This window comes from Bifidobacterium lemurum (assembly GCF_014898175.1).
In the GTDB taxonomy this organism is placed as follows: domain Bacteria; phylum Actinomycetota; class Actinomycetes; order Actinomycetales; family Bifidobacteriaceae; genus Bifidobacterium; species Bifidobacterium lemurum.
Genome location: NZ_CP062948.1, coordinates 1 through 25,258, shown reverse-complemented (window position 1 = coordinate 25,258; position 25,258 = coordinate 1). Strand labels below are relative to the sequence as shown.

General features: G+C 65.2%; 22 protein-coding genes and 5 pseudogenes. 17 read left to right on the top strand and 10 right to left on the bottom strand.

Annotated features, from left to right (window positions below; all coding sequences use genetic code 11):
- Positions 1 to 45 precede the first annotated feature (45 nt).
- Positions 46 to 120 (bottom strand): 50S ribosomal protein bL37, encoded by a 75-nt coding sequence (locus BL8807_RS12175; protein WP_003817083.1) that lies wholly within the window; start codon positions 118 to 120, stop codon positions 46 to 48.
- A gap of 115 nt (positions 121 to 235) precedes the next feature.
- Positions 236 to 1,189: an aldose 1-epimerase family protein gene (locus BL8807_RS00125; RefSeq protein ID WP_072725210.1), complete on the bottom strand. Its 954-nt coding sequence runs from the start codon at positions 1,187 to 1,189 to the stop codon at positions 236 to 238.
- A gap of 311 nt (positions 1,190 to 1,500) precedes the next feature.
- On the opposite strand from BL8807_RS00125, the gene BL8807_RS00120 reads away from it, so the two are divergent.
- The gene (locus BL8807_RS00120; protein WP_072725212.1) at positions 1,501 to 2,484 is read left to right on the top strand and encodes a 4-hydroxy-3-methylbut-2-enyl diphosphate reductase; all 984 of its coding nucleotides are present in this window, start codon (positions 1,501 to 1,503) and stop codon (positions 2,482 to 2,484) included.
- Between the two features lie 225 nt (positions 2,485 to 2,709).
- Here the strand turns inward: BL8807_RS00120 and gap are convergent, their stop codons facing one another.
- Positions 2,710 to 3,768 carry a type I glyceraldehyde-3-phosphate dehydrogenase gene (gene gap, locus BL8807_RS00115; RefSeq protein WP_072725214.1) on the bottom strand — a complete coding sequence of 353 codons (1,059 nt, stop codon included), beginning with the start codon at positions 3,766 to 3,768 and terminating at the stop codon, positions 2,710 to 2,712.
- 241 nt (positions 3,769 to 4,009) lie between these two features.
- Entirely contained in the window at positions 4,010 to 4,771 is a 762-nt protein-coding gene (locus BL8807_RS00110) for a thiamine diphosphokinase (RefSeq protein WP_072725216.1), read from the bottom strand.
- 194 nt (positions 4,772 to 4,965) lie between these two features.
- Here BL8807_RS00110 and BL8807_RS00105 point away from each other — a divergent pair, with 194 nt between their 5' ends.
- The 14 genes and pseudogenes from BL8807_RS00105 to BL8807_RS00040 all read left to right on the top strand — a co-directional run bounded on the left by BL8807_RS00105 (position 4,966) and on the right by BL8807_RS00040 (position 19,459).
- The gene (locus tag BL8807_RS00105) at positions 4,966 to 6,636 is read left to right on the top strand and encodes a spermidine synthase (protein ID WP_072725219.1); all 1,671 of its coding nucleotides are present in this window, start codon (positions 4,966 to 4,968) and stop codon (positions 6,634 to 6,636) included.
- A 279-nt stretch (positions 6,637 to 6,915) separates the two neighbouring features.
- On the top strand, positions 6,916 to 7,644 hold the full coding sequence (gene infC, locus BL8807_RS00100) for a translation initiation factor IF-3 (RefSeq protein WP_072725221.1): 729 nt from the start codon (positions 6,916 to 6,918) through the stop codon (positions 7,642 to 7,644).
- Complete coding sequence (gene rpmI / locus BL8807_RS00095) at positions 7,625 to 7,819, top strand: 50S ribosomal protein L35 (RefSeq protein WP_072725224.1); 195 nt, start codon at positions 7,625 to 7,627, stop codon at positions 7,817 to 7,819. The genes infC and rpmI overlap by 20 nt, the downstream gene beginning before the upstream one ends.
- 45 nt (positions 7,820 to 7,864) lie before the next feature.
- A complete protein-coding gene (gene rplT, locus BL8807_RS00090; RefSeq protein ID WP_072725226.1) occupies positions 7,865 to 8,248 on the top strand; it encodes a 50S ribosomal protein L20 in 384 nt (127 codons plus the stop codon).
- A 118-nt stretch (positions 8,249 to 8,366) separates the two neighbouring features.
- On the top strand, positions 8,367 to 9,311 hold the full coding sequence (gene xerD / locus BL8807_RS00085) for a site-specific tyrosine recombinase XerD (RefSeq protein ID WP_072725228.1): 945 nt from the start codon (positions 8,367 to 8,369) through the stop codon (positions 9,309 to 9,311).
- A gap of 213 nt (positions 9,312 to 9,524) precedes the next feature.
- Positions 9,525 to 10,364 carry a ParA family protein gene (locus BL8807_RS00080; protein WP_072725230.1) on the top strand — a complete coding sequence of 280 codons (840 nt, stop codon included), beginning with the start codon at positions 9,525 to 9,527 and terminating at the stop codon, positions 10,362 to 10,364.
- A gap of 99 nt (positions 10,365 to 10,463) precedes the next feature.
- On the top strand, positions 10,464 to 11,321 hold the full coding sequence (locus tag BL8807_RS00075; protein WP_072725232.1) for a segregation and condensation protein A: 858 nt from the start codon (positions 10,464 to 10,466) through the stop codon (positions 11,319 to 11,321).
- Position 11,322: 1 nt separating this feature from the next.
- On the top strand, positions 11,323 to 11,934 hold the full coding sequence (gene scpB / locus BL8807_RS00070) for an SMC-Scp complex subunit ScpB (protein ID WP_072725234.1): 612 nt from the start codon (positions 11,323 to 11,325) through the stop codon (positions 11,932 to 11,934).
- A 97-nt stretch (positions 11,935 to 12,031) separates the two neighbouring features.
- Positions 12,032 to 12,922, top strand: coding sequence for an NUDIX hydrolase (locus BL8807_RS00065; RefSeq protein WP_072725236.1), 891 nt, complete (start codon positions 12,032 to 12,034; stop codon positions 12,920 to 12,922).
- A gap of 70 nt (positions 12,923 to 12,992) precedes the next feature.
- The gene (locus tag BL8807_RS00060; protein ID WP_072725238.1) at positions 12,993 to 14,369 is read left to right on the top strand and encodes an MFS transporter; all 1,377 of its coding nucleotides are present in this window, start codon (positions 12,993 to 12,995) and stop codon (positions 14,367 to 14,369) included.
- Between the two features lie 199 nt (positions 14,370 to 14,568).
- Positions 14,569 to 16,494 (top strand): translational GTPase TypA, encoded by a 1,926-nt coding sequence (gene typA, locus BL8807_RS00055; RefSeq protein ID WP_072725241.1) that lies wholly within the window; start codon positions 14,569 to 14,571, stop codon positions 16,492 to 16,494.
- 233 nt (positions 16,495 to 16,727) lie between these two features.
- Entirely contained in the window at positions 16,728 to 17,228 is a 501-nt protein-coding gene (locus tag BL8807_RS00050; RefSeq protein ID WP_072725243.1) for an alcohol dehydrogenase, read from the top strand.
- A gap of 85 nt (positions 17,229 to 17,313) precedes the next feature.
- Positions 17,314 to 18,383, top strand: a pseudogene (locus BL8807_RS00045) (prephenate dehydratase).
- The gene (locus tag BL8807_RS00040; RefSeq protein ID WP_226847384.1) at positions 18,377 to 19,459 is read left to right on the top strand and encodes a prephenate dehydrogenase; all 1,083 of its coding nucleotides are present in this window, start codon (positions 18,377 to 18,379) and stop codon (positions 19,457 to 19,459) included. Before BL8807_RS00045 ends, BL8807_RS00040 begins: the two are co-directional and overlap by 7 nt.
- Before the next feature lie 23 nt (positions 19,460 to 19,482).
- On the opposite strand, the pseudogene BL8807_RS00035 reads toward BL8807_RS00040, so the two are convergent.
- Positions 19,483 to 19,733, bottom strand: a pseudogene (locus BL8807_RS00035) (DUF6725 family protein).
- A 99-nt stretch (positions 19,734 to 19,832) separates the two neighbouring features.
- On the opposite strand from BL8807_RS00035, the pseudogene BL8807_RS00030 reads away from it, so the two are divergent.
- Positions 19,833 to 20,803: pseudogene (locus BL8807_RS00030) on the top strand (tyrosine recombinase XerC).
- 63 nt (positions 20,804 to 20,866) lie between these two features.
- Here the strand turns inward: BL8807_RS00030 and BL8807_RS00025 are convergent.
- From BL8807_RS00025 to BL8807_RS00010, 5 genes and pseudogenes are all read right to left on the bottom strand, one after another.
- Positions 20,867 to 21,682 (bottom strand): hypothetical protein, encoded by an 816-nt coding sequence (locus BL8807_RS00025; RefSeq protein ID WP_193057472.1) that lies wholly within the window; start codon positions 21,680 to 21,682, stop codon positions 20,867 to 20,869.
- Positions 21,683 to 22,034: 352 nt separating this feature from the next.
- Positions 22,035 to 22,394 (bottom strand): hypothetical protein, encoded by a 360-nt coding sequence (locus BL8807_RS00020; RefSeq protein ID WP_193057471.1) that lies wholly within the window; start codon positions 22,392 to 22,394, stop codon positions 22,035 to 22,037.
- 69 nt (positions 22,395 to 22,463) lie between these two features.
- Positions 22,464 to 22,817 (bottom strand): hypothetical protein, encoded by a 354-nt coding sequence (locus tag BL8807_RS11890; RefSeq protein ID WP_226847388.1) that lies wholly within the window; start codon positions 22,815 to 22,817, stop codon positions 22,464 to 22,466.
- Positions 22,818 to 22,928: 111 nt separating this feature from the next.
- Positions 22,929 to 23,072, bottom strand: a pseudogene (locus BL8807_RS12170) (transglutaminase-like domain-containing protein); the annotation flags it as partial.
- A 110-nt stretch (positions 23,073 to 23,182) separates the two neighbouring features.
- Positions 23,183 to 23,464: a hypothetical protein gene (locus tag BL8807_RS00010; protein ID WP_193057470.1), complete on the bottom strand. Its 282-nt coding sequence runs from the start codon at positions 23,462 to 23,464 to the stop codon at positions 23,183 to 23,185.
- A gap of 370 nt (positions 23,465 to 23,834) precedes the next feature.
- Here BL8807_RS00010 and BL8807_RS00005 point away from each other — a divergent pair.
- Positions 23,835 to 25,258, top strand: a pseudogene (locus BL8807_RS00005) (peptide ABC transporter substrate-binding protein); the annotation flags it as partial.

Here is a 25,258-nt window from a genome sequence, read left to right as displayed (position 1 = left end):
CGGCTTTCGCTCAGGCGGGTTTCCACGTTTCTTGACGCGTGAAGATCAGGCGTTTGGGCGCTTGCCGTGGTTGGCGGCCTTCTTACGACGATCCTTGCGCTTGCGTCCGCGCATGCCCATGATGGACTCCTTTACTTATGATGAATAAGCCTACGGGATTATCGCACACAGACGCGACTTCAGGCAAACCGGACGTCCGTTCGGCGGTTTGCCCGAAGCCCTGTGCGACGCTTCGTCAGGCCTGCTGCGCGCTGAGGAACAGCGTGGTGGCGCTGGTGGCGCCCGGCTCGATGACGATCAGGTCCTCGCCGGTGTTGAAGGCGTTGGCGTAGGCGGTCTGCGGCTCGACCGCGGTGCCGGCCGGATGCTGGAAGGCGGGGAATCCGGTGCCGGTGCACACTTGGAACGAGGTGATGGTCTCGTCGCCGCCCACCTTGATGGTCAGGCCGTCGGGGCGGGTGAACGTGGCGGTCACGGTGCCGTCGGCGTTGTGATGCAGGTCGGTCCACGCGTCGTCGAAGGGCTGTTCGGTGAGGAGGGTGGCCGTCCGCAGATCGTACTTGGTGCCATCCACCGGCTCGGTGCCCGTGGGGATGAGGTTCTCGTCGACGGTGACGTGCGTGTCGGCCGGCACGGTCAGGGAGCATTGGGCGTTGTGTCCGTCGATCTCGTCGCCATAGCCGTTGAAGCCGTTGTCGAGCCACGGGTGGATCGCCAGGGCCCACGGGGCGTTCGCGTCGCCGTGGTTGGTGGCGGCGACGGTGATGGACAGGCCCTTGTCGCTCAGCTCATAGGTGGCGGTGACGACGATGTCGAAGGGGTAGCCGTTCATATGGGGCGAACGCCACGACAGCGTGACCTTGGCCTCCTCGAGGCTCACCAGAGTCCAGTAGGAGCGGTATCCGTAGCCGTGGATGGCGGTGTTGCGGTCGTGCTCGTCGATGGGCAGCGTGTAGGTCGTGCCCTCGAAGGTGTAGGTGCCGGCTTCGATGCGGTTGGGGAAGGGGATGAGGATCTGGCCGTGGCAGCAGGTCACCGGATCGTCGGCGCCGAGCGGCACGATCACGTTCTTGCCCTGGTAGGTGAGCTTGCGCAGCGTGGCGCCGAGCTGGGTGACGACGGCCTGGTAGTCGCCGTAGGAAATCGCGTACTGCTGTCCGGTGCGCGGAGGCAGGTTCGTGCATGCCATTATGATCACTCCCATAGTGCTGGTGTCGTTGTCCGATAACGATTGTTATCGCTAACGCAACAGTCTAGTACCTTATGCGTGGTTTCGTCGCTCGTGCATATGGCGGTGTCGCGACACGCCACGAGTGGAGGACGGAAGGACCGGCTGGGCGTTCCGTCCCCGATCGCCATGGAGGATGCGGCGCGAGCGTGCCGGCATTCGCTCGTGCGGATACCGGTGGCGCGCGGAACATAGGACTGCGTTCGATATCGTACGAAGGTTGCGTTTGGCGGATACACTGGTGGACTGACCGATAAGGAGGCGAACGCAAGATGGGCAAACGTATCGTATTGGCGGATCCACGCGGATTCTGCGCTGGAGTGGATCGTGCGATTCTGACCGTGCAGACGATACTCAAGGCCAGTTCGGCCCGTGGGGGAGGGCTTGGCGACGGCTTGCCTCCCGTGTATGTGCGCCGGCAGATCGTTCATAACCGCCATGTGGTCGAGGACTTGGCCGCGCAGGGCGCGGTGTTCGTCGAGGAATTGGATGAGATTCCGGACGATGCCGGCCCGGCCGGCGTTCCGGTGGTGTTCTCCGCGCACGGCGTGTCGCCCGCGGTGAAGCGCGAGGCCGAGGAGCGGGGATTGCATATCGTGGACGCGACCTGCCCGCTGGTGGGCAAGGTGCATCGCGAGGTGCTGCGCTTCGTGCGCGAGGGATACGAAATCGTCTACATCGGGCATAAGGGCCACGACGAGGCGGTCGGCGTGGTGGGGGAGAGTCCCGAACACGTGCATCTGATCGAACGCGCCGGCGATGTCGCTGATCTGCGGTTCGAACCGATGACCAAATTGGTGCTGCTCAGCCAGACCACATTGAGCATCGACGAGACGGCCGAGACGATAGCCGCCTTGAAAGCCCGGTTCCCCTGGATCGAGGAGCCGCCGAGCTCCGATATCTGCTATGCCACCAGCAACCGGCAGGCCGCGGTGAAATTGGTGGCCGAGCGGTCCGATGCCGTGGTGATCGTCGGATCGGCGAACTCCTCGAATTCCGTGCGTCTGATGGAGGTCGCGCAGGAGGCCTTGGCCGGACGCGGCGACGCGCATCGCGTCGACGACGCGGGCGAGCTTGATCCGGCCTGGTTCGAAGGCGTCGAGGCCGTGGGCGTCTCCTCGGGCGCGTCGGTGCCCGAGGAATACGTCGAAGGCGTGGTCTCGGCCCTGCAGGACATGGGCTATGACGATATCTCCTCGGTGGAGACCATCAAGGAGAATATGCACTTCGTATTACCATCTGAGCTCCGCCGGTAGCCTTCGCGTGGCTATCCGTGTTGAGATCCTTCGACTCCGGCCTAACGGCCTGCGCTCAGGATGACGTTGATAATGGTTATTCGTCATCCTGAGCGGAGGGCGAAGCCCGAAGTCGAAGGATCTCTTTACCGGGAAACACCGTAATAACGAGGAAGCCCTCGCCGTGGGGCGAGGGCTTCCTGATGAGTTCCATGGGAACCGTTGCGGTCGTCAGACCGCGTCGGGTCACTCGGAGATCTCGGCGAAGTACAGCAGGGTGCGCACCATGTTGCAGGTGAAGCCGTACTCGTTGTCGTAGAAGGACACGGTGCGGGCCAGGGTCACGCCGTCGACGGTGTTGACGTCGGTCTGGGTCGGGTCGAACACGCCGCCGTGGGTGTCGCCGATGATGTCGCCGGAGACGATGCCCTCATCGTTGTAGCCGTAGTAGTCCGTGTCGGAGAACGCGGCCTTGAAGGCCTCGTTGATCTCGTCGGCGGTGGTCTCGACGTTCAGCACGGTGGTCAGCTCGGTGACGGATCCGTCCGGAACCTGCACGCGCTGGGCGTGGCCCTGCAGCTTGCCGTTGACCTCCGGGACGACCTTGCCGATGGCCTTGGCGGCACCGGTGGAGTGGGCGATGGTGTTCACCGCGGCGGCGCGCAGGTCGCGGCCGGACTTGGTGCCACGCGGGCCGTCCAGGATCATCTGGGTGCCGGTGTAGGCGTGGATGGTGGTCATGAAGCCGGCCTTGATGCCCCACTTGTCGTTGAGCAGCTTGACCATGGCGGCCATGGAGTTGGTGGTGCAGGAACCGGCGGAGACGATCACGTCGTCGGCCTTGAGGATGTCGTGGTTCACACCGAACACGACGGTCGGGGTGTCGGCGTCCTTGGCCGGGGCGGAGATCAGGACCTTCTTGGCGCCTGCGTTGAGGTGGGCCTGGGACTTCTCGGCGGAGGTGTAGAAGCCGGTGCACTCGAGCACGAACTCGACGCCGTCGTTCTTGACCCACGGGATGTTGTTGGCGTCCTTCTCGGCGTAGACCTTGTATTCCTTGCCGTCGACGATGATGGAGTCCTCGGTGGCCTTCACGTCGACCAGGGTGCCGTCGTCGTGCTTGAAGGTGCCGTGGGTGCTGTCGTACTTCAGCAGGTAGGCGAGGGCGGCCGGCGAGGTCAGATCGTTGATGGCGGCAACTTCGATGTCACCAGCCTGGCCACCGCGAGCCTGAAGCTCGAAGATGCGGCGGAAGGCGAGACGACCGATACGACCGAAGCCGTTGATACCAATCTTAACTGTCATGTATTTCTCCCTTTGGGATAGGCCTTGGCGCACGGTGGCGCGGCGGCCATTGTTTACCAACGTTCCTTACTCTAATGCGTCGCCTGTACTTACGGCAACGTTTTGGCGCGTGTTTTCAGTCTCAAGGCGCAACTTCCGTGAGCGTTCACAACGACTGCGCGGTCGTCCTCTGCGCAGTCGTGCGGCATCGATCGGGCCGGATCTCCCATGTCATGCCGGCAATGCCGCACGGGCGGCGACGTCAGCCATGGAAGAGCGGGGAGAGCAGTTCGGACCGGCGGTCGTCGATCTCTCCGAAGGACGCGTCCTGTTCCACACCGCTGCGCCATTGAGGTTGCGGAGCCTCCACGGGATAGGTGACGATCAGCGTGCCTTCGCGCACGCTGATGGAGGAGGGGATGCCGGGCAGGAACTCGTTGCTGACTCCCAGCGCGTGGCTGTTCGTCCAATCGACCGGATCCGTCTCGTATTTCAGCCCCCGAATCGTCACGCCCAACGCCTTGTCGGAATGCGCGAACACGGAGACCATGCGCCGCGCGGCCACCTGGTTCGCGGGAAAACGGATCTCCCCATCCGTGACGGCCGTGGCGACGCTGCCGTCGCCATGCAGGAATCCGATGCCGCCGTGCCTCGCGATGTCGGCCAGCATCTGCAGATTCGCCAACGCATGGTCGAGCCGGCCTCCGAGACCGCCGAAGATATGGAACACGCGAATGCCCTGGTTCCAGCCGACCTTCACCGCCTGCGGCATGTCGGTCTCGTCCTTCTGCGCGGGCAACGCGATGGTGCGCACGCGCCCGCCGCCCGACATGCCGCCATCCGGACGGGAATCCGGCATCCCGCTGATCGAATCGAAATCGCCGATCGCCACATCGGGCGTGACGCCCAACGAAAGCGCATGGTCGTAACCGCCGTCCGCGGCCACGACGAGCGCGCCTTGGGGAATGACCGGAATCTCGTCGTAGTAGCTTCCCGCCCCGAACACCACGCAGACCTTGCCCATATCGCTCATACCGGCCAGTGTACGCGTCCGAGGCGGATCGCGAGACGATCCCGGACAAGCGGGACGCATCATGCCCGAGGCGGTTTTTCGTCCGACCCGCCCGGTTCGCCGTGCAGACAACGCCTATGCGCCGGCGTGCGGGGCTGATAATCTGGGCGCAGTCCACATAGCGAACGATACGAGAGGGAACCAGCATGGCGGTGAAGACGCAGGACAGCGAACGGCCGATCCTCAAATCGAAGATCTTCCTGTACATCACGGAGTTCTTCTCGGGCATGGCCGTCATGGCGGCCGAGCTGGGCGCCTCGCGTCTGCTCGCCCCCTACTTCTCCAGCTCCCAGATCGTATGGACCATCATCATCGGCACCATCATGATCGCGCTGGCGCTCGGCGCGGTGTTCGGCGGCAAATGGGCCGACAAGGACCCGAATCCCGACAAGCTGTATTTCCGCATCATGATCGCGGCCGTATGGATCGCGCTGATCCCGCTGGTCGGCAAATACGTGATCCTGGCCATCTCCGGACTTCTGATCGTAAGCGTGTCGACCAACTTCCTCATCGTCGCGGCCTTCGTCAGCTGCATGGTCATCTTCGTGCCGCCGCTGTTCCTGCTCGGCACCGTGACCGCGGGCCTGAACAAATTCGCCACCGACTCGCTCGAGGACAACGCCTCCGTGGTCGGCCGTCTTTCCGCATGCAACACCATCGGCTCGATCCTCGGCACCTTCCTGCCCACCTTCGTGACCATCCCCGCCGTGGGCACCTTCGTGACCTTCCTGATCTTCTCGGGCGTGCTGCTGCTGATCCCCCTGGTCTATTTCATCTCGATCAAGGCCCGCCGCGTCGCCTGCGTCGTCTCCACGGTCGTCTTCGTGGCCACCTCCTGCGTCTCGCCCCTGAGCGGATTCGCGTTCTGGGAGACGAACCTCGCCTACGAGGGCGAGTCGATCTACAACTATCTGCAGGTCAAGAACCTCTCCGACCGCACGATCCTGTCCACCAACGTGCTGTTCGGCGTGCAGTCCGTCACCATGAAGGACGAGGGCCTCACCGGCATGTACTACGACACGGCCCTCGCCGCCCCCGCGCTCGCCGACAACGCCGACTCCGCCCTGATCCTCGGCATGGGCACCGGCACCTACGCGCGCCAGCTCAGGCAGTATTACCCTGATATGGAGATCACCGGCGTGGAGATCGACGAGAAGATCACCGAACTGGCCGGGGAGTACTTCGACGAGCCGGCCGACGTGCCCGTCTCCACCTACGACGGGCGCGCATGGCTCGCCGCCAGCGACGAGACCTACGACGTGATCATGGTCGACGCGTATCAGGACATCACCATACCTTTCCAGATGAGCTCGGTCGAGTTCTTCGAGATGGTCAAGGAGCATCTGAACCCCGGCGGCGTGATGGTGGTGAACATGAACATGATCTCCGACGGCGAAGGCTCGATCAACGAGGCTCTCACCGACACCATCGCCAGCGTGTTCGGGGAACGCAACATGCTCACCGCCGACGTGCCGAACACCACCAACCGCGAGTTGTTCGCCAAAACCATCGGCGAGGACAAGTCCACCAAAGGCGCGAGCGACATCAAACGCGACGCCAAGGCGATTCCGCTGCGCTCCACCACCTATATGCGCACGCACAGCGACGAACTCAAATGGGAGATGGACGAGGTGGCCGCGCGGTTCGAGGAGGTCGACGAGCCGGACGCGGATTCGACCATTCTCACCGACGACCAGGCGCCGGTCGAGGTGCTGGGCATGCGCGCCATCGACCAGCTGATCGAACGGGAGGCGGAACCGTATCGCGAGATCCTGCGCGAGGAGGGCATCGCCGGTCTGATCGACGCGCTGAGTTGACGCGCGGGCCGGCGGTGTGTCGCGGTTGTCCGGCCATATGGTAATATCGACAAGGCTTGAGAAATCAAGAAAGCGGGAATTCCCCACCTGGAAGCCTTTCAGGGCTTCGGGTTCAAGGCAATGGCCTCGCCGTTCCGGCGCGTTTGGCGCGCGATAGAAGAACGGCTGACGGCACGCAAGGTGTCCGTATGCGATCGAGCGCGCGACGCGCGATGGTCGCGGCTTGCCATGAACACGGAGCTTAGAAGACGATCCGGTCCGGAACACCGCTGAAGGAACATGAGGATTGGAGTCATCATCAGCGACGAACCACGCATTAACGACGAGATTCGCGTCCCGCAGGTACGCCTGATCGGCCCGAAGGGTGAGCAGGTGGGAGTCATCGCGACCGCGGTCGCCCTCAACCTGGCGAAGGAAGCGAACCTCGATCTCGTCGAGGTGGCGCCCAACGCGAAGCCTCCGGTTGCGAAGCTCATCGACTACGGCAAGTTCAAGTACAACGAGAAGATCAAGGCCCGTGAGGCCCGCCGTAACCAGAGCACGGCGGAGATCAAGGAGATCCGTTTCCGCCTGAAGATCGACGACCACGATTTCGAGGTGAAGAAGGGCCATGTGACCCGCTTCCTCAACGGCGGAGACAAGGTCAAGGTCACGATCATGCTGCGCGGCCGCGAACAGTCCCGTCCGATCGGTGGCGTCGAGCTGCTGCAGCGCTTGGCCGCCGACGTCGAGGAATTCGGCACGGTGGAATCCCAGCCGAAGCAGGAGGGCCGCAACATCATCATGACGTTGGCGCCCAAGGGCAAGAAGGTGCACACCCAGTCCGAGCAGCGTCGTCGCGGCGACCAGTCCCGCGCCGAACGCCAGGCCCGGCAGGCCGCGCGTCTTGCCGCCAAGCAGGAGGCCCAAGCCCAGGCCATGGCCGAGGCGAACGCCAAGATCGCACCCCAGACTTCCGAACAGAAGAACAACACCAAGGAGGGCAGCAATGCCGAAGATGAAAAGTAATTCCGCCGCTTCCAAGCGCGTCCGTGTCACCGGCAAGGGCAAGCTGATGCAGGTCGGCAGCGCCATGCGCCACAACCTTGAGCACAAGTCGTCCCGCAAGCGTCGCGCGCTGTCCACCGACACCGTGATCGCCGCCCCGCAGGCCAAGAAGCTCAAGCGCATGCTCAACAAGTGAGCCCCACCGGAATTTACGACTTTTAAGAAAGCTGAGGAATAGAATATGGCACGTGTCAAGCGCGCAGTGAACGCCCACAAGAAGCGTCGCGTCGTTCTCGAGAGGGCTTCCGGCTACCGCGGCCAGCGCTCCCGTCTGTACCGCAAGGCCAAGGAGCAGCTGCTTCACTCCTTTAACTACAACTTCCGCGACCGCAAGGCCCGCAAGGGCGACTTCCGCAAGCTGTGGATCCAGCGCATCAACGCCGCGGTCCGCGCCGAGGGCATCACCTACAACCGCTTCATCCAGGGTCTGAAGCTGGCCGGCATCGAGCTGGACCGCCGCGCCCTCGCCGAGCTGGCCGTGTCCGATCCCGAGACCTTCAAGGCCATCGTGGACGCCGCCAAGGCCGCCCTGCCCGAGGATGTGAACGCCCCGGTCGAGGTCTGATCGATTCTTCTGGCATGATGCCCCGCTCGTCCGTGGCGAGCGGGGCATCATCGTATCCGACGGCATCGTGGTATCGCCCGGCATCGCGGGTCGAACCCGCCGTAATACACTGGAGCCTATGACTTACGGATTCGCGCCGCTGCTCGAGCAGTTCCTCGCCCATATCGATGTGGAACGCGGATTGGCCCCGTCCACGGTGAAGGCGTACGAATCCGATCTCGGCAAATACTTCGACTGGCTGGACACCCAAGGCATCGACGACCTTTCCCGCATCACCCGCCATGACGTGGAACGCTACGTCGCCTCGCTCGACGACGCCGGCGAAAGCGCGCGCAGCAAGGCCCGTCGTCTTGCCAGCGTGCATGAGTTCCACAAATTCGCCCTGACCCAGCATGTCGTGTCCGATGACGTATCGGCTTCGGTGAAGGCGCCCAAAGGCGCGTCCACCCTGCCGGACGTGCTGACGGTGGACGAGGTGTCGCGCTTGCTCGACGCGGTCGCCCCGGTCGTTCCGAACGCCGAAGACGGCGCCCTCGATCCGGTGGAGCTGCGCGACAAGGCGCTGCTCGAATTCATGTACGCCACCGGATGCCGTGTCTCCGAGGCCACCGGCGCGAATCTGGAGGACGTCGACCTTGACGAGCGGGTCGCCCGTCTGATGGGCAAAGGATCCAAACAGCGTCTGGTGCCGGTCGGAGGCTACGCGTGCGCGGCCCTGCGCCGCTATCTCGAACGGTCTCGTCCCGAACTCGAACGCCGGGCGCACGCACCGAACGTCGAACGGCGCGCGTTGTTCCTCAACAAGCGGGGCCGTCGGCTGTCCCGCCAATCGGTGTGGGAGATCGTGCGCGGCGCGGGGGAGCGCGCCCATATCGCCAAACCGCTGCACCCCCACACCCTGCGGCATTCCTTCGCCACGCATCTGATCCAGGGAGGCGCTGACGTGCGCACCGTGCAGGAGCTGCTGGGACACGCCAGCGTCACCACCACGCAGATCTACACGCATGTCGCGCCGGAGAACCTCATCGAGGCGTATCTGACCGCCCATCCGCGCGCGAGGTGACGCCGCCGACAGGAGATGCCTCGACTTCGCTCGAGACCGCGCGCGGCACGACATCGCCGCGGCGATGCCGGGCGAAGTCGGGGTTCTCGGCGTGGCAGTCTGCCGCCGGACCGGACGACACGATAGGCTGATGGGGTGGAAGACGGAACGTTTGCGCAGGGATCGCTCGATTTGGGCGATGTGGCGGCGAAGGATATTGCTAAGGTGAACACTATGCCTACGGATTTGCTTGGACGCGTCTACGAAACCTTCCCCGCCCCCGAACCGCTGCGTCAGCACGGTCCGGCGCGGGTCATCGCCATGTGCAACCAGAAGGGCGGCGTGGGCAAAACCACCAGCTCCATCAATATCGCCGGCGCGCTCAGCCAGTACGGCCGCCGTGTGCTGATCGTCGATTTCGACCCGCAGGGCGCGGCCACGGTGGGATTGGGCATCAACGCGAACACGGTGGAGAACACCATCTACACGGCGTTGTTCAACCCGTCCATGGACCCGCATGAGGTGGTGCACCACACCGCCTTCGAGGACATCGACATCATCCCCGCGAACATCGACCTGTCCGCGGCCGAGGTGCAGCTGGTCACCGAGGTCGGGCGCGAACAGGTGCTGGCCGGCGTGCTGCGCAGGCTCAAGGCCGAATACGACGTGATCATCATCGACTGCCAGCCCTCGCTCGGCCTGCTCACCGTCAACGCGCTCACCGCGGCGGATGGAGTGATCATCCCCGTGGCCGCCGAGTTCTTCGCCCTGCGCGGCGTGGCCCTACTCATGCAGTCCATCGACAAGGTGCGCAGCCGCATCAATCCCGATCTGCAGGTGTACGGCGTGCTGGTGACGATGTTCACCAAGACCCTGCACTGCGAGGAGGTGCTGCAGCGCATCTACGAGGCGTTCGACGACAAGGTGTTCCACACGGTGATCTCACGTTCCATCAAACTGCCGGATTCCACCGTGGCCGCCGCTCCGATCACCATCTTCGCGCCCGGGCACAAAACCAGCAAGGAATACCGCGAGGTGGCGCGCGAGCTGGTGTCGCGGGGCATCATCGCCTGATGCGTCGCCTGGCATGCTCGGCGTCCCCGAGGGCCCGTCGCGTCGCGTCCGCGCCTTCCGCGCGGGTTGCGCGTATGACGTATGGGAGCGTGGCGCGCCATGGATGAGATCGAACGGCTGATCGCCGACCAGACGGACGTCCCGTCCGAGACGGAGTCGGCTTCCGGATTCCATGTGGATCTGGAGGTGTATTCCGGTCCCTTCGACGCGTTGCTCGGCATGATCGCCAACAATCGGCTGGAGCTCACCGAGGTGTCGTTGTCCACCATCACCGAGGAGTTCCTCGCCTACGCGCGCACGTTGGATTTCGCGCGCGATATGGACGAGGCCAGCGCATTCCTCGACGTCGCCTCGATTCTGGTGGAGGCGAAAAGCGTCGCCTTGCTGCCGGGCGGCGAGGACGAGCGCCGCGACGAGCAGAGTCTCGAAGCCCTGCGCGAACGCGATCTGCTGTTCGCGAGGCTGTTGCAGTACCGCGCGTTCAAACAGGCGTCCAATGATTTCCGCGCGCGCTTCGCCGCGAATTCCGGCCGGTTCCCCCATCCCGGCGTGGTGGACGACACCGTGGCGGCCATGCTGCCCGAACTCGCCTGGACTTTGGGCGCGGAGGATCTGGCCAGGCTGGCGGCCCAGGTGTTCGCCAACGCGCCCGTCTCGCAGGTCAGCGTCCACCAGCTGCATGTGCCGCTGGTCGACCTGCGCGCCCAATCAGCTCTGGTGCGCGACCGGCTGCGCGCGTTGCCGGCGGGGGAGTCGATCACCTTCGCCCAGCTCACCGAGGATGCGGAGCATCGCATCGAAATCGTGGCCCGGTTCCTGGCCGTTCTCGCCTTCTTCAAACAAGGCGCCGTCCAGTTCAGGCAGGACGGGCCGTATGCTCCGCTGCACCTGAGATGGATGCCCGGCGTGGACGACGAGATGTCCGATGTGAATATCAGCGAAAGGGATTTTGCATAAGATGAACAGCGAGAACGCCTCTTCCAGCCGCCCCGAATACGTGGATTTCACCGTGGATGATTTTCCCGGAGGCCTGAACGCCTGTGTGGAGGCGATTCTGATGGTCGCTGACCAGCCGCAGCAGGCGGAGGATCTCGCGCGCGTGCTCGCCGTGGACGAGGATGCGGTCGAAGGGGCGTTGGAGACGCTGCGCGAATCCTATGAGGCGGAACATCGCGGATTCGAACTGCGTCATACCGCGCGTGGCTGGCAGTTCGCCAACCGTTTGGAATTCGAGCCGGTGGTGTCCGCCTTCGTGACCGACGGGCAGACCGCCCGCCTCAGCCAGGCCGCGTTGGAGGCGCTGGCCATCGTGGCCTACAAGCAGCCGGTGACCCGCGCGCAGATCGCCGCCATCCGCGGCGTGAATTCCGATGGCGTGGTCCGTTCGCTCACCGTGCGCGGGCTGGTGCGCGAGGAGGGTACGGATCCCGATTCGCGTGCGGCGCTGCTGGTCACCTCGGGTCTGTTTTTGGAGAAGATGGGATTGGAATCCTTGGATCAGCTGCCGTCGCTGGCACCGTTCATGCCGAGTCCGGAATCCGCGTTGCGTGAGGCGCAATCCGAGGAATAGGGCCGATTTCACGGTGGGTTCGCAACACGCCCACTACTTATGGTCATTATGACTATAAGTGATATGCTCATGCGCGACCGTATAGAAAGGCGCGAGCATGGGCATCGGCAATGTTTCGGAGAGACGGCTGCAATCGCCGCACGTCGGCGTCTCCGTCGTCATTCTGGCGCTGGGCCCGGGCTCCGATGACGCCTCGTCCGCGTCCGTCGATACCGATGACGGCGCCTCGTCGAAAACCACATCGCCGGTTCCGCGGCAGGCCGTCCCGCACCGCCGACTCTGGATGCCGTTGGTGCGCCGCACCCGACAGCCGTATCTCGGCATGTGGGCGCTGCCCGGCGAAGACGTCAGCGCCGATGAGACCTTGGAACACGCCGCGTGCAAGGCGTTGGAATCCACCACCGCGTTGACTCCGCGCTATCTCGAGCAGCTGCGCGCCTTCGGCGGGCCCGACCGCTCGCAAGGCGGCCTGCCCATGGTCACCGTCGTCTACTGGGCGATGGTGGGGCGGACGGAGACCTGGACACCCGATTCCATCGACGATATGCGGTGGTTCGCCGAAGACGAGCTTCCCGAACTGGCGTTCGACCACCGGCAGATCGTCGACTACGCGCTGCGTCGCCTGCGTACGACCATCGAATATCCCGACGTCGTCGCTCGTCTCATCGGCCCCACCTTCACCCTGCGCCAGTTGCACGGCGTGGTCGAGGCCATCGCCGGACAGACGGTCGATCTGGCCAACTTCCGCCGCAGGATCCTCGCCTCGGGCGAACTGGAGGACACGGGGGAGAAGATCCGCGAAGGCCGGCAACGTCCCGCCGCCGTCTACCGCTATGTGCCTCGCGCCGAGCGCGACGCCGCCTCATGGACGCGCGGACTGTTCGGCGACGAGCTCCATCGCATCAATCAGGAACTGCGGCTCAGGCGCGAATCGGACGCGCGCGCCTTCGACGACCCGCTTTCGGCGCTGGTCCCGCACCGCGGATAGGCGCCCCGCATTCGTGGCGCGCCATCGGCACGCCGCCCATCGATATCACACCACCATGAGAGAAGGAATGATGACCACAGCACAGACATCGCCATCGGCGCGGCCCGCGGCGGCGCGCGCGGACGGTATGCTCACCCGCAACGAGCGTCTCGACCGGCTGCCGTTCAACAAAGCGCATCGCAAACTTCTGGTCGCCTCCGGCATCGGCTGGGCGTTCGACGCCATGGACGTCGGCCTGGTGTCGTTCGTCGTCGCCGCCATCGCCGCCGACCCGCATTTCAACCTCAGCGCCACGGAGAAATCGTGGGTGCTCTCCATCGGATTCGTCGGCATGGCCATCGGCGCCGCCCTGGGCGGTTTCGTGGCCGACCGGGTGGGCCGCAAAACCGTGTTCGCCGCCACGCTGGTGATCTTCGGCCTGGCCAACGCCGGCATGGCCTTCAGCTGGACCCTGGCCGCGCTGCTCATCGCCCGCTTCGTCATCGGCTTGGGATTGGGCGCGGAACTGCCGGTGGCCTCCACCTTGGTGTCCGAGTTCTCGCCGACCGCGCAGCGCGGGCGCATGACCGTGCTGTTGGAGTCCTTCTGGGCCGTCGGCTGGATCATCGCGGCGATGATCGGCTACTTCGTGATTCCGAACACCGGCGACTGGGGTTGGCGCTGGGCGCTGCTCATCGGCGCGCTGCCGTTGCTGTACGCCATCGTCACCCGCGCGCACATCCCCGAATCCGTGCGATTCCTCGAGGCGCAGGGCCGCGAGGACGAGGCCGAGAAGGCCGTGCGGTATTTCGAAGCGGCCTCGGGCGTCGCTCCGGTCGATTCCCCCAAGGGGCATCCGCTGCCGAAGATCAGGACGCGCGAGCTCTTCGGATCCAAGTACATCGCCCGCACCGCGGCCATCTGGGCCACCTGGTTCTTCGTGAACTTCTCCTACTATGGCGCGTTCACCTGGATGCCGAGCCTGCTGGCCGACCAGTTCGGTTCTCTGACCAAATCCTTCGGCTACACCCTGGCGATCTCCATCGCCCAGCTTCCCGGCTATTTCCTCGCCGCGTGGCTGGTGGAGGTCTGGGGCCGCCGCAAAACCCTGAGTGTGTTCCTCGCCGTCTCCGCCGTGGCAGCCTTCCTGTTCTCGCAGGCCGGTTCCGTGGCTCTGGTGCTGGTGTTCGGCATGCTGCTGTCCGCCTCGAACCTCGGCGCGTGGGGCGTGCTCTACGCCGTGACGCCGGAGATCTACCCGACCCGTCTGCGCGGCGCCGCAGCCGGAGCGGCCGCCGCCTGCGGCCGTGTGGCCGCCATCATCGCGCCGCTGCTGGTGCCGTGGTTCCTGACCATGTCGGGCGGCGACAAGACGGTCGCCTTCGTCATCTTCGCCGCCGCGTTCGTGTTGGCCTGCGTCGCGGCCCTGTGCCTGCCCGAACGCAAGGGCCTCGATCTGGAGGATTAGCCCGTTCTCCTGTCGTCTCCCGCGCACGCCGTGGGGTCCGCCGTTCGATGGCCGCCCCTCGCGGCGTGCGCGGTTTTTTTCGTTTTCGAGGGCTGTCGCGCAATGCGCGTAGCATTGTGTCGGTTTGTGTGTAAGGGGCCGGCGATTCGCCGGCGCAATCTGGAACCCAGGAATCAACAGGAATTAAGAGAGGTATTTCATGGCGGTTCGCGGTGATATCCGTAATGTGGCGATCGTGGCTCACGTCGACCACGGCAAGACCACGCTGGTCAATGCCATGCTCCAGCAGTCCCACGTCTTCTCCGAGCGTGAGGAGGTCCCCGACCGCGTGATGGACTCCAACGATCTGGAACGCGAGAAGGGCATCACCATCCTCGCCAAGAACACGGCCGTGCAGTACACCGGCCCGCTGGCCGAGAAGTACGGCCACCCCGAGGGCATCACCCTCAACATCATCGACACCCCCGGCCACGCCGACTTCGGCGGCGAGGTGGAACGCGGCATCTCCATGGTCGACGGCGTGGTGCTGCTCGTCGACGCTTCCGAAGGCCCGCTGCCGCAGACCCGCTTCGTGCTGCGCAAGGCCCTCGAGGCCAAGCTGCCGGTGATTCTGTGCGTCAACAAGGTGGACCGTCCCGACGCGCGCATCGAAGAGGTCGTGGGCGAGGCCTCCGACCTGCTGCTCGGCCTGGCCGACGACGTGCAGCACGAAGGCGTCGACCTCGACCTCGACGCGCTGCTCGAACTGCCGGTGATCTACTGCGCCGCCAAGGCCGGCTACGCCTCCGTGAACCAGCCCGCCGACGGCGGACTGCCCGACAACGAGGACCTCGAGCCGCTGTTCGAGGCGATCATCTCCAACATTCCCGCCCCCGAATACGAGGAGGGCGAGCCGCTGCAGGCCCATGTCGCCAACATCGACTCTTCCGACTTCCTCGGACGACTCGGCCTCGTGCGCATCTACAACGGCACGCTGGAGAAGGGCAAAACCTACGGTCTGAGCCGTGTGGACGGATCCGTCGCGAACTTCCGCGTCTCCGAGCTGCTGCGCACGCAGGGCCTGGAGCGCATCCCCGTCACCTCCGCGGGCCCCGGCGACATCGTCGCCGTCGCCGGCGTGAACGACATCATGATCGGCGAGACCATCGTCGATCCGTCCGATCCGAAGCCCCTGCCGCTCATCCATGTGGACGATCCGGCCATCTCCATGACCTTCGGCATCAACGACTCCCCGCTGGCCGGCACCGAAGGCAAGGACCACAAGCTCACCGCCCGCATGATCAAGGACCGCCTCGACCGCGAGCTCATCGGCAACGTGTCCATCAAGGTGCTGCCCACCGACCGTCCCGACGCCTGGGAGGTGCAGGGCCGCGGCGAACTCGCCCTGGCCGTGCTCGCCGAGCAGATGCGCCGCGAAGGCTACGAGCTCACCGTCGGCCGTCCGCAGGTGGTCACTAAAACCATCGACGGCGTGATCAACGAGCCGATGGAGAACACCACCATCGACGTGCCCGAGGAGTACATGGGCACCGTCACCCAGCTCATGGCCGACCGCAAGGGCCGCATGGACTCCATGACCAACCACGGCTCCGGCTGGGTGCGTCTGCAGTTCACCGTGCCGAGCCGCGGTCTGATCGGCTTCCGCACCGCCCTGCTCTCATCCACGCGCGGCACCGGCATCGCCTCGTCGATCTCCGCCGGATACGCGCCGTGGGCCGGCAAGATCACCATCCGCCAGAACGGCTCCATGGTGTGCGACCGCAAGGGCATCGCCACCCCGTACGCCATGCAGCGTCTGCAGGCGCGAGGCAACTTCTTCGTCGACCCGCAGTCCCCGGTCTACGAAGGCCAGGTCGTGGGCGTGAACAACAAGCCCGACGAGCTCGACGTGAACATCACGCTGGCCAAGCATATGACCAACATGCGCTCCTCCACCGCCGACGTGCTCGAAACCCTCACCCCGCCGATCCGCATGAGCCTCGAGGAGTCGTTGGACTTCGCCAACGAGGACGAATGCGTTGAGGTGACCCCCGAGGCGATCCGCGTGCGTAAGATCATCCTCAACCGCGAGGACTGGTACAAGTGGCGCGCCAAGCAGCGCAGGCAGAACGCTCAGCAGGGCTGAGCATTCTGACGACCGTCGTTCTTCTTCGTCATTCCGAGCGGAGCGCAGCGGAGTCGAGGAATCTCTTCGGATATCAGTATGAGATCCCTCGACTTCGCTCGGGATGACGCGGGTTGGCACGGCTGCTCCGCTCAGAATGACGGGTCTGTGATCCGGAATGACGTGAATAGGTTTCCAGCATCCTCTCTTGGAAAAGAGAGGATGTTTTGTTATGGGGCGCTACACTGACGGGTATGACTCAATCCGACATCGCCTCCGAGAACGCCCTGCTGCCATGGAGCCACCGCCAGAACGCCGCGGTGCGCATCGCCGTCACCCTGCTTGCGGGCGCGGGTTCGGCTCTGATCGGCACCTTGGCCCACCGCATGGGCGCGTCGTCCAATATTCCCTACGGTCTTGCGCTGGCGTTCGCGGTCATGGGACTGTCGGCATGGTGCGCGCGGGCCCGGCTCGACGTCAGCGGGCTGGCGCTGCATCTGATTGCCTCGTCGGCCACCGCGTGGGGTGTGGCGCTGAGCACCACCAGCTCCAACGCGCTGATCGTGATCAGATTCAGTGCCGAACTGCCGTTCTTCAGCGAACACGCGGGAAACATCTGGCTGTACGGTCTGATCGCGATTCAGGTGGCGATGGCGCTGATGCCCGACCGGTGGTTCGTGGTCCCTCCCAGAACCGTCATCGACCGGGACGCGGAACACCGTGACGATGCTCAGCCGGCCAACGACGATCAATAGCCCGGCCCGCACGTCTCGACGGTGATGTCCGCGGATGCGGGTGTCCGGATGCGGGGCGCGGACGTGAACGGGTACAGTGAGGCCTATGACTGGAATAACGCTGACCTATTTGGGTCCGGAAGGCACCTTCACGCATCAGGCCGCCATGACGGCGGCCGACATGCTCGCGCCGCTCTGTGAGGGAACGCGCCCCGAACTGATTGCCGCGCCCGATGTGCCGTCGATTATGCGGGCCGTGGAATCGGGGGAGTCCTGGGGTGTGATCGCGTGGGAGAACAACGTCGAAGGCTATGTGGTGCCGAATCTCGACGCTCTGATCGACTCGCGCGACATCGCCGGCTTCGCCCGCGTCGGCGTCGACATCACTTTCGACGCCTTCGTGCGTGACCGTTCCGACCGTCCCTCCGACGAGTCCCCCTCCCGTCATTCCGAGCGCAGTCGAGGAATCCCACCCTCCGAACCACTCGACGCCGCCGCTCTCCGCGCCCTGCGCGGCGCCACCGTCAGCGCGCACTCGCACGGCCTCGCCCAATGCAAGCGCTTCATCGCCGAATACGGTCTGGTCCCCGAGCCGGCCAGCTCCAACGCCGCCGCCTGCCGCGACCTCGAACCCGGACAGATGGCGTTCGGCCCAAGCATCTGCGGCCCGCTGTACGGTCTGCGCACCGTCGCCAAGGGCGTGCAGGACTACCAGGGCGCCCACACCGAGTTCCTGGTGCTCGCCCCCCGCGTGACGGTGATGGAGCTGCTCGCCCACGCGCGCGAGGACGAGGTGGCCGAATATGAGACCATCATCACCTTCATTCCCCTAAGCACCGGACCCGGCGTGCTGGCCGACCTGCTCGACGTGCTGCGCGACGCCGGCCTGAACATGACCAGCTTCATCTCCCGCCCGATCAAAGGCCATGACGGCACCTACAGCTTCATCGTCACCATCGACGCCGCGCCATGGCAGCAGCGTTTCCAGAGCGTGCTCACCGAAGTGGCCGAGCATGGCGACTGGGTGAAAACCCTCGCCGTGTATCCGCGCCGGGAGCGGCCGAACCCGCCGGTCGACGATTGGATGCTGCCCCAAGCGGCGTGCATCTCGACGACGCGCGTCTGCCCGAAGGATTCGACCATGACGACGCGGTGAGAAGGGAGTTGCTGTGGTAGAGAAGACGAACGCCATCGAACATCGAGCGCCATCAGGCGGCGATCCGTCCGTCATCGGCGTGGTCGGACTCGGACTGATCGGCGGATCGCTCGCCCGCAGACTGGTCGACCGCGGACGGACGGTGGTGGCATGGAACCACCGCCCGCATCCGTACGAGCAGGCGCGCCGCGACGGCATCATCTGTGAGGATTCGCTCGCCGGGCTCGTGGCCGCGAACCCCGACGTGCTGGTGCTGTGCAATCCGCTCAAAGCCATGCCCGCCATCCTCGCCGAACTCAAACCGTTGTTGGACGCATGCCCGAACGTCACGCTCACCGATGTGGGCAGCGTCAAGGGCATGGTGCGCGAACAGGTCGAGGCCGCCGGCTTGGGGAGTCGGTATGTGGGCGCTCATCCGATGGCCGGCAACGAGCGTTCCGGCTGGAGCGCGGCCGACCCGCATCTCTACGACGATGCCCTGTGGGCGATTACCGTCGACGCGGACACGGCGTATGATCGTTTCCTCGCCGTGGCCCGGTTCGTCGTCGACGCGGTGGGAGACAGGGCGATCGTCCTCGACGACGACACCCATGACCGCGCCGCCGCGCTGATCTCCCACATGCCGCATGCGGTCGCCACCGCGCTGATCAACGAACTGGTGGATGACCCCATCCGCAACATCGCCGCCGCGCTGGCCGCCGGCTCATGGCGCGATATGACGCGCGTGGCGCTCACCGATCCCGATCGCACGCGCGCGATGATCGAAGAGGACGCGGCCAACGTCGAAACCCTGCTGCGTCATATGGCCACGCGACTCAACGCCGTGGCCGACCAGCTGCATGATGGGGACGCGGACGCATTGACGGAGTTCTTCGCCGCGGGCCAGCCGTTCAGGGACTACAAGGCGGCGGCGAACACGCGAAAGGATATCTCCGATGCCGCCGCAGGGCAGGCGGAATCCGCTGCGACGCAACCGCTGGCGATTCCCCATGACGGATGGCAGCGAGCGCTGTTGGAGTCGGCCCTGCGCGGCGAGCATATCGTCGCCGTCGTGGACGACCGTGAGATGCGCGTGTCCGTGCGCTCGCGCGTGTGAGACTTGCGGGACCGACCATCACCTCACGGGCGGATGTCGGGGCGTTCGGGAACGGGTTTGATGGTGGCGATGACATCGGCTTCGATGGACACGCGCTGGGCCGGGCGTGATCCGTTGGCCGCCGCGTCGCGCGTCAGCTCGAGCGTGCGGCCGTCCATGCGCGCACGTGCCCCACGAAATCACGGAATTTGGTGCGATGGTCGGTCGGGTCGACCCCGTCGATCACCCGCACCACAATGCGCGATCCAGCCGGTATCTCCTGTGGCAGCGCCATGATAAGCCCCTTTCGTGAAACGACGATGTCCGACTATTCATCAGAATACTCGGGTAAGCTGGCGGATACCGTGAACATCAGGGGAGGGGAGACGATGCCATGCGTTTCGATGAACAGCTGCACGAGTATCTCTCCTATCTCAAAGCGAATCGTGGCTTGAGCGAGAACACGCGCAAGGCGTACGGTTCCGATGTGGGGGAATGCCTGCAATTGTTGGAATCGCGGGGCATCGAAAACCTGTCGGAGATCACATTGGAGGATCTGCGCGGCTGGATGGCCCACGAGTCTCGCTCGCACGCGCGCAGCAGCATGGCACGCAAAACGGTGGCGGTCCGAGGGTTCTTCGCATGGGCGCATGACCACGGCGTCACCGCCGCCGACCCGGCCGCCACGCTGATGACGCCGAAAATCCCCGACACGCTGCCCACGGTGCTCACCGAATCGCAGGCCGAACAACTGCTGGGCGCTCCCGCGGCGACATCCGAGCGGCGCGCCACGGCTTCGCCGCAGCAAGCCGTGCGCGGAACCGCGCCGGTCGCCCTACGCGACGCGGCGATTCTCGAACTGCTGTACGCCACCGGCATCCGCGTGGCCGAGCTGGTGGATTGAACGTCGCCGACGTGGATTTCGCCAACCATACGTTGAAGGTGATGGGCAAAGGCAACAAACAGCGGGTGGTGCCCTTCGGCGTGCCCGCCTCGCACGCCCTGCAGGATTGGGTGGAGCACGGTCGGTGCGCCATGACCCGTGCGGCGCTCGCTTCCTCGCATGGCGCGCGGAAACCGGATGATGCCGGCGACGCGCTGTTCGTGGGGCAGCGTGGAGGACGGCTCGACCAACGCGTCGCGCGCGAGGTTGTGCACCGGGCCGCGCGCGAGGCCGGCGTGCCCGACATCAGCCCGCACGCCCTGCGGCACAGCGCCGCCACCCATCTGCTGGACGGCGGCGCCGATCTGCGCGAGGTGCAGGAGATGCTCGGCCACTCCTCGCTGCGCACCACGCAACGGTATACGCATGTGTCCATCGAACAGCTCAAAGCCCGCTACGGACAGGCCTTCCCCCGCGCGTAAGACGCGTTCGGCCAGTCGAAGCGACGGGGCGCATCAAACGCCCCCGCGCGTCGTTCGCACGGCTTACCGAGAGGCCAAGCGGACGGCCAGCTCCACGGATCCCACGCTGTATCCGCTGCACGCGTAGGTGGCGACCGTTTTCGCATGCTCGCCATGCGCCACGACCAGCAGCGGCAGCTTCTCCGGATCGACGAAGGTGATGCGCGCCAGCCGTTCGGCGATCGCCGCCTCGCAGCCGTAGCGCGTGACCGGCAAGAGGAGACGGTCCAGCTGGTCGACGATCGCCTTCGCCGGCGGAGTGTCTTCCGGACAGGTCGCGACGATCAGCGTGGGGCCGTGCTCCTCGCCCGCCTGCCCGACGCGCTCCTGATACGCGCGCAGCTCGTCGAGCACATGGATGCTGGGTTCGGAGCCGTTCGCGTCGAGCACGCACAGCACCGCCGGCGATCCGGCCCGCCCATGCTCGTCCATAAGACCGCGCAGGGTGCGTTTCGCGCCATCGTCCGCGGTGAGCGCGACCTCCTCCAGTTCGATGCGGTTCACCAGCTCGTCCTCGCGCGGCTCGCGCCACAGCAGTTCGATATCCGCCTCGTCGCCTTCGACGACGTCGAACACGCGCTCAGCGGCCAGCTGGTTGCCGTTGGGCAGACGGGTGGTGGTGATGAGGCGATACCGTCCGGCGTCCAACGTCACCGTCATGCATCCGTCATGCCACGGATGGTCGGTGAGGTCCAGCGATGTGTAATCCAATCCATGGTCGGTCTGGCACAGCCTGCCCAGAGTCCAATCCGCGGCGTAGCGGGGCGAGGTACGCTCGCCGGCGCGCAGCCGCAGGACCGCAGGCGGGGCGGCCGTTGGTGATGGGATTGCCTGCGACATGGCTCCATCCTTGCGGTTGGGCGGGGTGTGCGGAACGGTTCGCCAATCCGACCCGTCGAAGCATTGCGGCAGTCGGTTCTGGGGGTCGAGTCTGGCGGGCACTCCCAGCGCGCGGCACGCGCGTACGAAGGCGATGGCGCGACGCAAAGGCGTGTCCCGGATATCCAACGGCAGCGCGGGCTCAAGCGCGTTATGCGCTGACGCGGCCGCGTCCGGATCGGGCGGTGCCGTGCCGGGCCGGCCATCGACTCGTCCAAATCGGCCAACATCCGGTACAACGATTGCGGGTCGGTCCGCAGGCGCTTCCGCTCGTCGGCCGTGAGGCGGTTGTGCAGCATGAGTCGGTGTTCGGTCAGCTCCTCGTCGTCCACCGGGCGTTGAGCACGTATTCGCGCCAGATTTCGCGCGCCTCGTCGTCATCCATGTCGGCCAGCCAACGCGAGAACGTGCCGGATCTCACGACCTTGGCGCATTCGTAGGCGTCACGCAACTGCATGCCGGTCACATCGGCCAGATCCTTGGCTCGCAAGGCCCGCACCAGTTCGAGACGGTCGGCGTCATCGTCGGCGATCAGGAAGCGCTTACCGTCGGCCAGTTGCCGCCGGCTCGGACAGAAGCCCGTCCATACGGGCGTCGCCGGTGCTCGAAAGCCGCGCGAAATCCTCCAATCGGGCCACGCGCATGGCCTCCGCCCGCGCGGCGCGCGCCGCACCGCAGGCGCGTTCGTCGGCGGTCAACCGTTGGGCGCGCGAGGCGTTCGAGGGAGGCGCGGTCAGATCGGTCAGCCGCCATCCGTCCGGGCTGGGGACTCGTCGTCCAATGTGAGCATCACCGAAGAGACCTGTGCCGTGTCCAGCGTCGTTTCGGCGAAGCTGTCGCCATACGCGGCGTGCACGCGCACGGAGCCTTTGCCCAACGTCAGCGACGCCGTCCCCGAATCATCCGTGTCGAGGGCTGCGATCGTCGAGTATTCGGCCATATTGAGCAGTTGGAACGACACGGTCGCCCCGCGCGCCGGCGTCGTTCCGTCATGTTTCGTCACGCGCACCGTAAGCCGTGTGACGGGCGCGTAATGGTCGGTCACGTTCTCCAACAGTTCGTATCCGTCGCCGCCGGCCGAACGCGAGACGTTCACGTTGCCGCACGAATAGTCGCTGACACGCGCGTATGCACCAGCATCGCGCGGGTGCGGCGCGGTCGAACCAGCCGCGGTCGAGCCGCTCCTCCGGCTCGCAGGCGCCCATGAACCGCCATACGCCGTCGATGCGCGCTCGACCCAGGCGTGGTTGTCGTCGCAGTGCGCCCAGCGCGGCGTGTAGATCTGCCGGGCGGGGATGCCGATCGAGCGCAGCGCCGTGACCAGCAGCGTCGACTCCTCGCCGCACCGGCCGACGCCGCGGTTCCAATGCGCCGGCCGGCGAGATGGTCCGCCCGTCGGTGGGAGCGTAGGTCACATGCTCAGCGCACCAATAGTTCGCCTCGATGGCGGCATGCTCCATATCAAGCCTTGGACGCGCCCGCACAGCTCCGTCCAGATCCGTTCGCGGCAGGGGACGAACGCTCGTTGTTGACCCGCGGCCATGCCATAATGCCGAACACGTCATCGGGCAACGCGCGTGTCCAGCCCATCTCACGCCGCAGCATCGCCGCTGGCGCGCGCACTCCTCCAGAGCCGCGCGCCCGTCGCGCAGGTCGAAGGGCCAGCGCGTCGGCGAACATGCGCAACAGCATGTCGGTTATCGCGTATGGGCGTAAGGGATTGTTCGAGGCGTTGACGTTCATCGTGCGGCACCTTTCGTGAGCGATTGGCCTACGCGGAGCGCGAAAGGCGACGTTCTATGGAAGAGAATTAACATAACAGTAACATTGGTGGAGGCTCGTCTCGGCGGCAGCGCCGGGATGTCTCCGGCAAAGGTGCCATATCAACCTGTGGAATTCGTGGGTTTTCCGCGTGAATTCGTTATGAGCCTTGCGCAAAAACCGAAGTGACGCAATGAAACGGGCATATTTCGAGATGGCGATTGTGCCTGTCGCGCTTGTGCGGCACAATGACAATCAATCAAGCAAAGGGGTGGCGCTGGCACAACCGGCGGAGCCCCATTTTGCGTGAAGCGGGGTGCGAATCCCCGCAACCCAATGAATAGGAGAAACCATATGGAAGAAGAAAGCTCTCGCTTTCGCCGCCGCGGTCTGCGCCACCGGCTGCTGCTGAGCGCTGCGGCGCAGCAACTCCGGCGACGCCGCCTCCGACGCATCATCCGCTACGGCTGCGAGCCGCAGAACCCGCTGATCCCGGGCAACACCAACGAGACTGCGGCGGCCAACCGATCGATCTGCTGTTCGCCAAGCTCGTTGCCTTCGATGCCGAAGGCAACGCCGAGAACGAGGTCGCCGAGTCCATCGAGGCCAACGAGGACAACACCGAATACACCATCACCCTCGAGGACGGGCTGGACCTTCACCGACGGCACTCCCGTCACCGCCGAGTCCTTCACCAAGGCCTGGAGCTACGTGGCCAACGCCGCCAACGGCCTGGTCAACTCCGGCTTCTTCAACATCATCGAAGGCTATGAGGCCCTGCAGGACACCGCGAACCTCACCGGCGACGAGCAGCTCTCCGGCCTGACCGTGGTGGACGACACCACCTTCACCGTCAAGCTCACCGAGCCGAGCTCCACCTTCCCGATTCAGGTGGGCTACACCGCCTTCGCCCCGCTGCCCGAGTTCTACGACGACCCGGAGGCCTTCGGCGAGAACCCGGTGGGCAACGGCCAGTACAAGCTGGACCACTGGACGCACGACTCCGAAATCGCCCTCGTCAAGAACGACGACTACAAGGGTACGCAGCCCGCTCAGAACGACGGCGTGACCTTCAAGGTCTACACCGACGTCGAGGCCGGCTACGCCGACGTGCAGGCCGGCAACCTCGACGTGATGGAGACCGTGCCGTCCTCCGCCACCGCCACCTTCGAAACCGATGAGACCGTCCAGGCCTACAACGAGGCCGGCTCCGTGATCCAGACCTTCACCTTCCCGTCCGATCTGGAACACTTCGCCGACGACGAGGAAGGCCACCTGCGTCGCCAGGCCATCTCCCGCGCCATCGACCGTCAGAACATCGTCGACAAGGTGCTCAACGGCGTCGGCACCCCCGCCACCGACTTCACCGCTCCGGCGATGCCGGGCTACTCCGATTCCCTCGAAGGCAGCGAGGTGCTCACCTACGACGCCGACGCCGCCAAGGAGCTGTGGGAGCAGGCCAACGCCATCAACGCGTGGGACAACGACAACGACAAGCTCACCATCGCCTACAACGCCGATGGTGGTGCCAAGCCGATCTACGACGCGATCGTGAACTCCATCACCAACGCTCTGGGCATCCAGTGCGAGACCAACCCGATCGCCACCTTCTCCGAGTTCCGTGAGTCCATCTCCAACCGCACCATGGAATCCGCCTTCCGCACCGGTTGGCAGCCCGACTACCCGTCCGCCGAAAACTACCTCAAGCCGCTGTACACCACGTCCGCGGCCGACGGTCTGGGCTCGAACGACGGCGACTACAAGAACCCCGAGTTC

What these genes read in the sequence shown, in the direction of transcription:
- BL8807_RS00010 (WP_193057470.1), bottom strand. Translation starts at nt 23,464, where the DNA reads ATGAACGTCAACGCCTCGAACAATCCCTTACGCCCATACGCGATAACC.
- BL8807_RS00110 (WP_072725216.1), bottom strand. Translation starts at nt 4,771, where the DNA reads ATGGGCAAGGTCTGCGTGGTGTTCGGGGCGGGAAGCTACTACGACGAG.
- infC (WP_072725221.1), top strand. Translation starts at nt 6,916, where the DNA reads ATGAGGATTGGAGTCATCATCAGCGACGAACCACGCATTAACGACGAG.
- gap (WP_072725214.1), bottom strand. Translation starts at nt 3,768, where the DNA reads ATGACAGTTAAGATTGGTATCAACGGCTTCGGTCGTATCGGTCGTCTC.
- typA (WP_072725241.1), top strand. Translation starts at nt 14,569, where the DNA reads ATGGCGGTTCGCGGTGATATCCGTAATGTGGCGATCGTGGCTCACGTC.
- BL8807_RS00050 (WP_072725243.1), top strand. Translation starts at nt 16,728, where the DNA reads ATGACTCAATCCGACATCGCCTCCGAGAACGCCCTGCTGCCATGGAGC.
- rplT (WP_072725226.1), top strand. Translation starts at nt 7,865, where the DNA reads ATGGCACGTGTCAAGCGCGCAGTGAACGCCCACAAGAAGCGTCGCGTC.
- xerD (WP_072725228.1), top strand. Translation starts at nt 8,367, where the DNA reads ATGACTTACGGATTCGCGCCGCTGCTCGAGCAGTTCCTCGCCCATATC.
- BL8807_RS00080 (WP_072725230.1), top strand. Translation starts at nt 9,525, where the DNA reads ATGCCTACGGATTTGCTTGGACGCGTCTACGAAACCTTCCCCGCCCCC.
- BL8807_RS00025 (WP_193057472.1), bottom strand. Translation starts at nt 21,682, where the DNA reads ATGTCGCAGGCAATCCCATCACCAACGGCCGCCCCGCCTGCGGTCCTG.
- BL8807_RS00120 (WP_072725212.1), top strand. Translation starts at nt 1,501, where the DNA reads ATGGGCAAACGTATCGTATTGGCGGATCCACGCGGATTCTGCGCTGGA.
- BL8807_RS00060 (WP_072725238.1), top strand. Translation starts at nt 12,993, where the DNA reads ATGACCACAGCACAGACATCGCCATCGGCGCGGCCCGCGGCGGCGCGC.
- BL8807_RS00105 (WP_072725219.1), top strand. Translation starts at nt 4,966, where the DNA reads ATGGCGGTGAAGACGCAGGACAGCGAACGGCCGATCCTCAAATCGAAG.
- rpmI (WP_072725224.1), top strand. Translation starts at nt 7,625, where the DNA reads ATGCCGAAGATGAAAAGTAATTCCGCCGCTTCCAAGCGCGTCCGTGTC.
- BL8807_RS00075 (WP_072725232.1), top strand. Translation starts at nt 10,464, where the DNA reads ATGGATGAGATCGAACGGCTGATCGCCGACCAGACGGACGTCCCGTCC.
- BL8807_RS00065 (WP_072725236.1), top strand. Translation starts at nt 12,032, where the DNA reads ATGGGCATCGGCAATGTTTCGGAGAGACGGCTGCAATCGCCGCACGTC.
- BL8807_RS00125 (WP_072725210.1), bottom strand. Translation starts at nt 1,189, where the DNA reads ATGGCATGCACGAACCTGCCTCCGCGCACCGGACAGCAGTACGCGATT.
- scpB (WP_072725234.1), top strand. Translation starts at nt 11,323, where the DNA reads ATGAACAGCGAGAACGCCTCTTCCAGCCGCCCCGAATACGTGGATTTC.